This window comes from Xanthomonas sp. SHU 166 (assembly GCF_000364685.1).
GTDB lineage: Bacteria > Pseudomonadota > Gammaproteobacteria > Xanthomonadales > Xanthomonadaceae > Xanthomonas_A > Xanthomonas_A sontii.
Window position 1 is genome coordinate 1 of record NZ_AQOJ01000249.1, and the last position, 7,157, is coordinate 7,157.

Consider the following 7,157-nt stretch of genomic DNA (forward strand, 5'->3'; position numbering starts at 1 on the left):
TGCCGGCTTCCGCCTGCGCGCCGCGGTCCCCGGCGCCGCCACCCTGCTGCCGCCCGCCGTTCCCCAAGGAGTGTTGTGATGATCCGTGTGTGTCTGGTCGACGATCAAACCCTGGTGCGGCAGGGCATCCGCTCGCTGCTGGCGCTGGACGGCGGCATCGAGGTGGTGGCCGAGGCCAGCGACGGCCGCCAGGCGGTGGAGCTGATCCCGCAGGTGCTGCCCGACGTGGTGCTGATGGACATGCGCATGCCGTCGATGTCCGGGCTGGAGGCGCTGCAGACGCTGTCGCGCGCCGCCGCGCTGCCGCCGACCATCATCCTGACCACCTTCGACGACGACCAGTTGGTGCTGGCCGGGCTCAAGGCCGGGGCCAAGGGCTATCTGCTCAAGGACGTGTCGCTGGAGCAACTGGTCGGCGCGATCCGTACCGTGGCCGCTGGCGGCTCGCTGGTGCAGCCGGCGGTGACCCAGCGCCTGCTGTCCGGCCTGGAGCACATGCGCAACGACTTCGTCAGCCTGGACCGGCCCGACCCGCTGACCGACCGCGAGACCGAGATCCTGCGGCTGATGGCCAGCGGCTTCTCCAACAAGGAGATCGCCAACTCGCTGGGCGTGGCCGAGGGCACGATCAAGAACCACGTCTCCAACATTCTCTCCAAGCTCGGCGTGCGCGACCGGACCCGTGCGGTGCTGAAGGCGTTCGAGCTGCAGTTGGTCTGACCGAGCAGGATGCCCCGCGCGGCGCCGCAGGTGGTCTGAACGAGACAGGATGACGGCCGGCGGAGACGGGGCGCGCGCGCACCGGCCGGGTCCCGTGTCACCGGAGGCCATGCAAACCGTGCCGGCATGGCGTTGTCGCGCCTGTCGCGCGCAGGCAAGTGGTCTGGCCTCGGCTTGGCGTGGCCCGGACACCTCTGGCTGTCCGAGAGTACCGCCGTTGCTCGATTCGATGCGGGCAGGTCCTGGGTGCGCCCGCCTGTCCGCCGCCGCCGCCGGGACAATGGTCTGGTCGTCCCTGGCGCCGCGCGCACCGGCGCTGCCGGCACCGCGCAAGGCCGTTGCGGCGCGGGGCGAAGCGGCATTCCGTGATGTGCTGACCACGGACAGCGAAGCCTGCTAGGATGGGCGCTTCGCTTCATCAACCCGGCCGTGGGATCGGCCCCGGAGACCTCCTGAATGACCCGTATTATCGAGTTCCTGATCGCCCTGGGGATCGTGGCTGGCCTGTTCGTCATTGTCGGCGTGGTGCTGCCCTCGGAGCGTCACATGTCCGAAAGCGTCGAGACCAATCGGCGCATGACCATCGTCTATGACACGGTCAACAGCCTGCGTCGGTTCAAGGACTGGAACCCCCTGGTGCTGCGCGACCCGCGCATCGAGCTGAAGCTCTCCGGCCCGGAATCCGGTGTCGGCGCGCGCCTGGACTACAGCTCCAAGGAGGGCTACATCGGCAAGGGTAGCTGGACCATCACCTCGACCGAGAAGAACAAGGACGTGGTCATCGCCATCGAGGACGAGACCAAGGGCAAGGACAAGACCACCACCTTCAAGCTCGAGTCGACCGGCAAGAACGGCCGCAACGTGAAGATCACCCAGGACTACACCGTCAAGTACGGTTGGGACCTGCTGGGTCGTTACGCCGGCCTGTACGTCAGCCGCCACGTCGGCGACGACATCAAGCTGGGTCTGTCGCGCCTGAGCAACGTGCTGGCTACCGTGCCGAACGTGGACTACCGCTCCGACGACACCCCGCTGAAGGACCTGAAGGTCGTCGACGTCCCGGCCGAGGACCTGCTGGTGGTCAACGCCGGCAACATCGACCGCGACAACGACTCCATCAAGAAGTCCATCAAGGACAACCAGGAGTGGATCAAGCGGGTGATGGACGCCAACGGCCTGGAAGCGGCCGGTCCGGTGCGCATCGTCACCACCGACTTCGGCTCGGACAAGTACGCGTTCGACGTCGCCCAGCCGGTGCGCAAGCGTGCCGGTGGCGCGCCGAAGGACGACGCCAAGAAGGATGAGAAGAAGGACGACAAGAAGGACGACGTGGCCGCCGCGCCGGTCGATGCCACCCCGGTTGCCGCCTCGGGCGAGCCGCTGAAGGTGACCATCCCGCAGGGCGCCCCGGTGACCTACCTGCGTACCGAAGCGCACCGTTCCGCCTTCGCCAGCTACACCGGCCACATGGCGGGCCTGGATGCGGCGCGCAATGCGCTGCGCGCCTGGGCCGCGACCAGCGGCTACGACGTGACCGACCGTCCGTACGAAGCCTGGAAGGGCGGCGTGGACAAGTCGTTCACGCCGGAAGGCACCTACGACATCTACTGGGCGATCAAGTAAGTCCTGCCCTGGTGGACGAGTGAACCGGAACGCGCCGCATCTTGCGGCGCGTTCTGTTTATGGGGCCGGCAAACGCTGCCGCGCTCCCGGAGGAAACCCTCATGCTGACGTTCGATCGCCGTACGCGCGGGCCGTTCTGGCTGTGCAGTGCCGGCGCGCTGCTGGCGGCCGTGTCCATCGGCCTGTCCGCCTATGCCTCGCACGGGGTTGCCGAGCCCCTGGCGCAATCGCACCTGCAGACCGCGGCGCTGTACGCCTTCGGCCACGGCGTGGCGCTGGCGGCGCTGGGACGCCGCAGCGAGCGCTTGCTCGGGCGCCTGGCGCTGTGCCTGTTGCTGCTCGGCACCGTGCTGTTTTCCGGCAGCCTGGCCGGCAACGCGCTGGCGCAGTGGCCGACGCGTCTGGCGCCGATCGGCGGCACCACGCTGATGCTGGGCTGGCTGCTGTGGGCGGTGGACGCGTTGCGGCGCTGAACTCAGGGCGTGCTTAAACTCGCAGTCCGGATCAGGCAACTGATGGCGGCGGTCGGGTGTGCGCCAGCACGCATCCTGGCGTTGCGCTGCCGCCCGTGGGTCTGGCGGCGGCGCTATGTGTCGCTTCAGTGTGCTGGCGGCACGGGTACGTCCGTGATGGCTGCTTCAGCGGTCGTGGACTCAGGTGGACGTGTGCGGAACAACGGGTCGTCACTGACCCTTGGCCGTTGCGACGACGGGAAGCGTCGCTCCTGCTGCAGCCAACGGTGGTACTGGAAGGTGCCTCGCGCAGCACTTAAGTAGACCAGCAGGATGATCACGCCCAGCACCATCCCATTGAGATTGCCGGACGCCAGCAAGATCAGTCGCGCCAGAATGCAGTACCCCACCAGCAGAAGCGCGGCGATCCTACTATGGCGATGCAGGCCGTAGGCGCACACCCCGATCAGCACGACGTCGACGCTGAAGAGGATGCCGCCGCCAACGCTGCCATTCGCGAATTGCATGATCGCGAAGATGAGGCTGATCGCAGCGCTCAGCCAGGCAACGATACAACCGACCGCGATCTTGCGTGTGATGGTATCGGGTGCTTTCGCCAGAGGTGGTGCGCTTTGTGCGCTCTGCGCTTGTGGCGTGGCATAGGGGTTTTCCGGCACGAGGCGACATCCTTGCGTTGGGCGAGACATCGTTATCGGCCAGCGCCGCAAAAAACTTCATTGTTGCAAAGTGTGCCGGTGCATCTCGATAGGGCTGAGTCGGCCGCAGTGCTCCTACGCCGCGGCTATTACTGGTCGCCGACCAGTTCCACCTGCGCCTTCAACCGCACCCACGCGTCCTGGCTGGGATCGTTGACCGTGACCTGCACGGTGTAGGTGCCGAGCGGGTCGCTGTCCTCGAAACGCAGTTGCACCGACAGCGGCGCCAGTTCCAGCAGGCCGGCGGCGGCCGGTGGGCCGCCCATGCCCAGCGGCCGCATCGGGTCCTGCAGGGTGGTGCTGCCGTCGGGGCCGAGCACGCGCAGGCTCATCTGCGCATCGCAGGCGCCGCCGTTGTTGGGGCTGGGCGCGCAGCCGGCGTACAGCAGCGCCACGCGCAGCAATTGGCCGCGCTGCACGCGCGCGATCGTGCGTAGGTTCGGCGCATGCGCGGCCTCGGTCTGCCCCCACTCCTGCGCGAACGCGCTGAAGTCGGCGTCGTCGGCGATCTGCAACGCGGCGGCGAAGGCCTTGTCGTGGCCGCGCTCGGCGCTGTCCGGCAGCGCCTGGCCCTGCCGGTCGTGCCATTGCGCGGCGGCGCAGGTGGGCAGGGCCAGGGCCAGCAGGGTCAAGGCCCGCCAGGCGGCGGTGCCGGCGCGCGGCCGGCGGGTGTCGGAACGGGTCATGCGCAAGCGGCCTCCTGCCAGCACCAGTGCCAGGGTTCGTAGACGATGCCATGCGGGTTGTCGCGCGGATAGCTCATGCGGTAGCCGAAGGCGCCGGCGTGGTCGTGCAGCCAGGCGAAGGCCGGCGTGCGCTCGAAACTTTCCTCGGCCGGCGGCTCGCCGGGTGTGCCGATGTCCAGGGCGTGCCCGCTGTGGTGCTCGCTGAAGCCCGGCGCGGCATTGACCGCGAGGATCTGCTCGAGATTCTGCCCGCGGGCGAACTTGCGCGCGAAGATGCCCAGCTGATACGCGTGGCTGCGATAGCCGGAGATCGCCTCCAGCACCACGCCATCGCGCGTGGCGGCATGGCGCAGCGCGTGCCAGGCGCGTGCGGCGCCGGTGCTCAGCCACAGCGGGCGTCGGTAGCGGTCGTCGCCGGCCGCGTGCAGGGTGGCCGGTTCCGGCTGCAGCGGCAGGCCGGTGCGCTGCGCGTAGGCGTCGGCGGCCAGGCCCAACTGGTCCAGTTGCTCCTGCAGCGCGTGCAGCGGCAACCAGGTCTCATCAGCCGCCATCGTGCCGCGTGCGGGCAGCGCGTCGAGCCGATCCAGGGCCGCGTCGATGCCGGGTTCGTGCATCAGTCGCGGCACCAGCGCGTGCAGTCCGTGTGCGTTCGCGGTCGCCAGGTAGCGCCCGTCGTGCTTGCGCCGCAGCAGCCAGGTCGCCTGCGCGAGCTGGCGCGCGTCGGCGTTGCTGCGCGCGCGCAGTCGCGCGGCCGGCAGCAGTTCGATGGTCTCGGTGTTGAGCAGCAGGCTGGGGACGGTGCGCATCGGCACAGGGTAGGGCCAAGCAGCGCGGGCGGCCAGTCGCGGGGCGATCCTGCCGCGTTGCACACGACGCGGCAGACGCGGCTCAGAAGAACTCGTCGAGCAACTGGTGGAACTGCAGCCGCGTGAGGTCCGGCGTGGCGATGCCGTACGCGGCGAAGAAGCGATCGGCGAGCGCCGGGTCGAATTCGTCCAGGCAACTGGCCAGGATCGCCAGGTCCTGGTACGGGTCGGCGACGCCGGCGCGGCCGAGGTCGATCACGCCGACCACGTGGTCTGGCGCATCGAGCAGGATGTTGTCCAGCGAGTAGTCGCCGTGGCACAGCACGCGCTCGCTGGCCAGCGGCAGCAGCGCGGTCATCGCCTGCCACACCGCCTCCGCCGACCAGCCGGCACGCGCGGCGTTGAAGTCCTCGGTGTCGACCAGGCCCGCCTGCAGCCGGCGTTGCGCAGCGGCCAGGCGCAGCGGGTGAGTGGCGTCGAACGGACAGGTATCGATCGGCGTGGCGTGGAAGCGGCGCAGGAACTCGGCCAGCGCCTGCACGATGCGCTGCGCCTGCGCGGGCGCGTCCTGCAGCCATTGGTAGGCGGTCCTGCCCGGCAGCGCTTCGCTCAGCAGCCACGCGCCGGCGGCGTCGGCCTCGAAATGCAGCACGCGCGGCACGCAGCCCGTTCCGCGCAGCCAGTGCAGCCGCGCGAACTCGTCCACCACGTCGTCGTGCGAGGCGCCGGTGCCGCGCTTGAGGTACAGGTCCGGCGTGCCGGTGCCGCCGAGCCGATAGACCATGGCGCCGGCTTCGCCGACCAGATTGCGGTGCCAGTGCAGGCCGTGCAGCCGCGCCGACAGCGTCGGCGGCAGCGCCGGTGCGGTGGCGGGAGTCTCGCGGGGCGCGGTGTGGTCCATCGGACCGATCCTTGAGGCGTCATGTGGAGGCGGCGTCGTCGCCGTCGTGGCGACGCGCGCGGCTGGCGACGAGGACGCGCGTGGCTGGTGTTCCAGCATATATCGCTTCGCGTACGCCAGAACGCTCGACGCGGTGTGCTCCACGGATCGGGCGCGTCGCGCGGCGAGACCTTGCCGCACCGCGCAGCATGTCGTGCCCTGCGCGGCCGGTCGCAGCAGCGACCGACGCGGCGAGGCCCGCCGGACTCAGGCCATGCGGCGCGCCGTGCCGCGCGTGTCTTCGCCGCAGTGTGCTTGCGCCGCGAGTGTCTGCCATTCCTGCAGCACTTGCCTGGGGTGTTCGACGCTGAGCAGCAGCCAGCCGCCGGCGTGCAGCGGAACGGCCAGGACGCGATCGCTGGTGATCAGGCAGAACGCCTTGTGCCCATCGCGGGTCCGGTAGTGGCCCGCATGAAAGCCCGGGTAGCCGAAGCCGAGCAGCTTCAAGGCCGGCTTGAAGCCGGTGTGCTCGGACAGCGCGATCACGCGCGCGTCCCCCAGGCGCAGCGCGGCCAGCGGTACGCGCTTGGTCAGGAACGTCGCACGCACTTCCACCAGGCCCTCGTGCAGCAGCACGCGCTGCCGCGCGAAGGTGGCGGTGCCGGCCACGCCGATCAGCGCCAGCAGCCCGAAATGCCACCACAGCGCGCCAGGCCGTGCGGCGTGCAACGCGAAGCCACCGATCACGGCGGCGACAAGCAGCAGTGGCAGCCACAGCCACAAGGCCAGGCCCAGCCGATGCGCCGGCGCCACCGGATACCGCCGTGCCGGGGAGGGCGACGTGGAGCGCAGCCGGCTCATGGTGCGGCTCCATGGCTGGCGGGCAGGGCGCGCACCCAGGTCGCGACATCGGCGATCAGGGCCGGGTCGACGTGGCCGGGCGTGGCGTACTCGGCCGGTCCGGGGGCGCCGCTGCCGGCGATGCCCAGGTGGTTCAGTGCGGCGTAGCGGTGCAGGGTGGCATGCGGATCGTCGGCCAGCGCCTGTTGCCACCGCTGCCAGTCCGGCGCGGTGACCTGGAAATCGCGCTCGCCCTGCAGCCACAGCACCGGCATCGGCCCGAGCGCGCGGACGTCGGCGACCGGATCGACCTGTTCGATCGCGCGCCAATAGGTGGCGGGTACGTCCAATGGCGAATCGCTGCGCGCGACCTCGCCACTGCCGCGGACCTTGGCCACGCGGCGCTCGAGCTCGGCCAGCGCCGCCTGCCGCTG

8 protein-coding genes and 1 pseudogene are annotated in these 7,157 nt (G+C 70.0%); 3 read left to right on the forward strand and 6 right to left on the reverse strand.

Annotated features, from left to right (window positions below):
* Positions 1-78: 78 nt before the first annotated feature.
* The 3 genes from D180_RS08065 (at position 79) to D180_RS08075 (ending at position 2,816) form a co-directional block, all read left to right on the forward strand.
* Positions 79-720 (forward strand): response regulator transcription factor, encoded by a 642-nt coding sequence (locus D180_RS08065; RefSeq protein WP_017907693.1) that lies wholly within the window; start codon positions 79-81, stop codon positions 718-720.
* 456 nt (positions 721-1,176) lie between these two features.
* Positions 1,177-2,343, forward strand: coding sequence for a polyketide cyclase (locus D180_RS08070; RefSeq protein ID WP_017907694.1), 1,167 nt, complete (start codon positions 1,177-1,179; stop codon positions 2,341-2,343).
* Positions 2,344-2,444: 101 nt separating this feature from the next.
* A complete protein-coding gene (locus tag D180_RS08075; RefSeq protein ID WP_017907695.1) occupies positions 2,445-2,816 on the forward strand; it encodes a DUF423 domain-containing protein in 372 nt (123 codons plus the stop codon).
* 125 nt (positions 2,817-2,941) lie between these two features.
* On the opposite strand, the gene D180_RS08080 is transcribed toward D180_RS08075, so the two are convergent.
* The 6 genes and pseudogenes from D180_RS08080 to D180_RS22505 form a co-directional block, all read right to left on the reverse strand.
* Positions 2,942-3,472, reverse strand: coding sequence for a hypothetical protein (locus tag D180_RS08080; protein ID WP_150411129.1), 531 nt, complete (start codon positions 3,470-3,472; stop codon positions 2,942-2,944).
* Between the two features lie 128 nt (positions 3,473-3,600).
* On the reverse strand, positions 3,601-4,197 hold the full coding sequence (locus tag D180_RS08085) for a hypothetical protein (RefSeq protein ID WP_017912395.1): 597 nt from the start codon (positions 4,195-4,197) through the stop codon (positions 3,601-3,603).
* Positions 4,194-5,003 (reverse strand): M15 family metallopeptidase, encoded by an 810-nt coding sequence (locus D180_RS08090; RefSeq protein ID WP_017912396.1) that lies wholly within the window; start codon positions 5,001-5,003, stop codon positions 4,194-4,196. Before D180_RS08090 ends, D180_RS08085 begins: the two co-directional genes overlap by 4 nt.
* Before the next feature lie 82 nt (positions 5,004-5,085).
* A complete protein-coding gene (locus D180_RS08095; protein ID WP_017912397.1) occupies positions 5,086-5,904 on the reverse strand; it encodes an APH(3') family aminoglycoside O-phosphotransferase in 819 nt (272 codons plus the stop codon).
* Positions 5,905-6,150: 246 nt separating this feature from the next.
* On the reverse strand, positions 6,151-6,744 hold the full coding sequence (locus D180_RS08100; RefSeq protein ID WP_017912398.1) for a hypothetical protein: 594 nt from the start codon (positions 6,742-6,744) through the stop codon (positions 6,151-6,153).
* A pseudogene (locus D180_RS22505) lies at positions 6,741-7,157 on the reverse strand (hypothetical protein); the annotation flags it as partial. The gene D180_RS08100 and the pseudogene D180_RS22505, both read right to left, overlap by 4 nt.

What these genes read in the sequence shown, in the direction of transcription:
- D180_RS08065 (WP_017907693.1), top strand. Translation starts at nt 79, where the DNA reads ATGATCCGTGTGTGTCTGGTCGACGATCAAACCCTGGTGCGGCAGGGC.
- D180_RS08070 (WP_017907694.1), top strand. Translation starts at nt 1,177, where the DNA reads ATGACCCGTATTATCGAGTTCCTGATCGCCCTGGGGATCGTGGCTGGC.
- D180_RS08075 (WP_017907695.1), top strand. Translation starts at nt 2,445, where the DNA reads ATGCTGACGTTCGATCGCCGTACGCGCGGGCCGTTCTGGCTGTGCAGT.
- D180_RS08085 (WP_017912395.1), bottom strand. Translation starts at nt 4,197, where the DNA reads ATGACCCGTTCCGACACCCGCCGGCCGCGCGCCGGCACCGCCGCCTGG.
- D180_RS08090 (WP_017912396.1), bottom strand. Translation starts at nt 5,003, where the DNA reads ATGCGCACCGTCCCCAGCCTGCTGCTCAACACCGAGACCATCGAACTG.
- D180_RS08095 (WP_017912397.1), bottom strand. Translation starts at nt 5,904, where the DNA reads ATGGACCACACCGCGCCCCGCGAGACTCCCGCCACCGCACCGGCGCTG.
- D180_RS08100 (WP_017912398.1), bottom strand. Translation starts at nt 6,744, where the DNA reads ATGAGCCGGCTGCGCTCCACGTCGCCCTCCCCGGCACGGCGGTATCCG.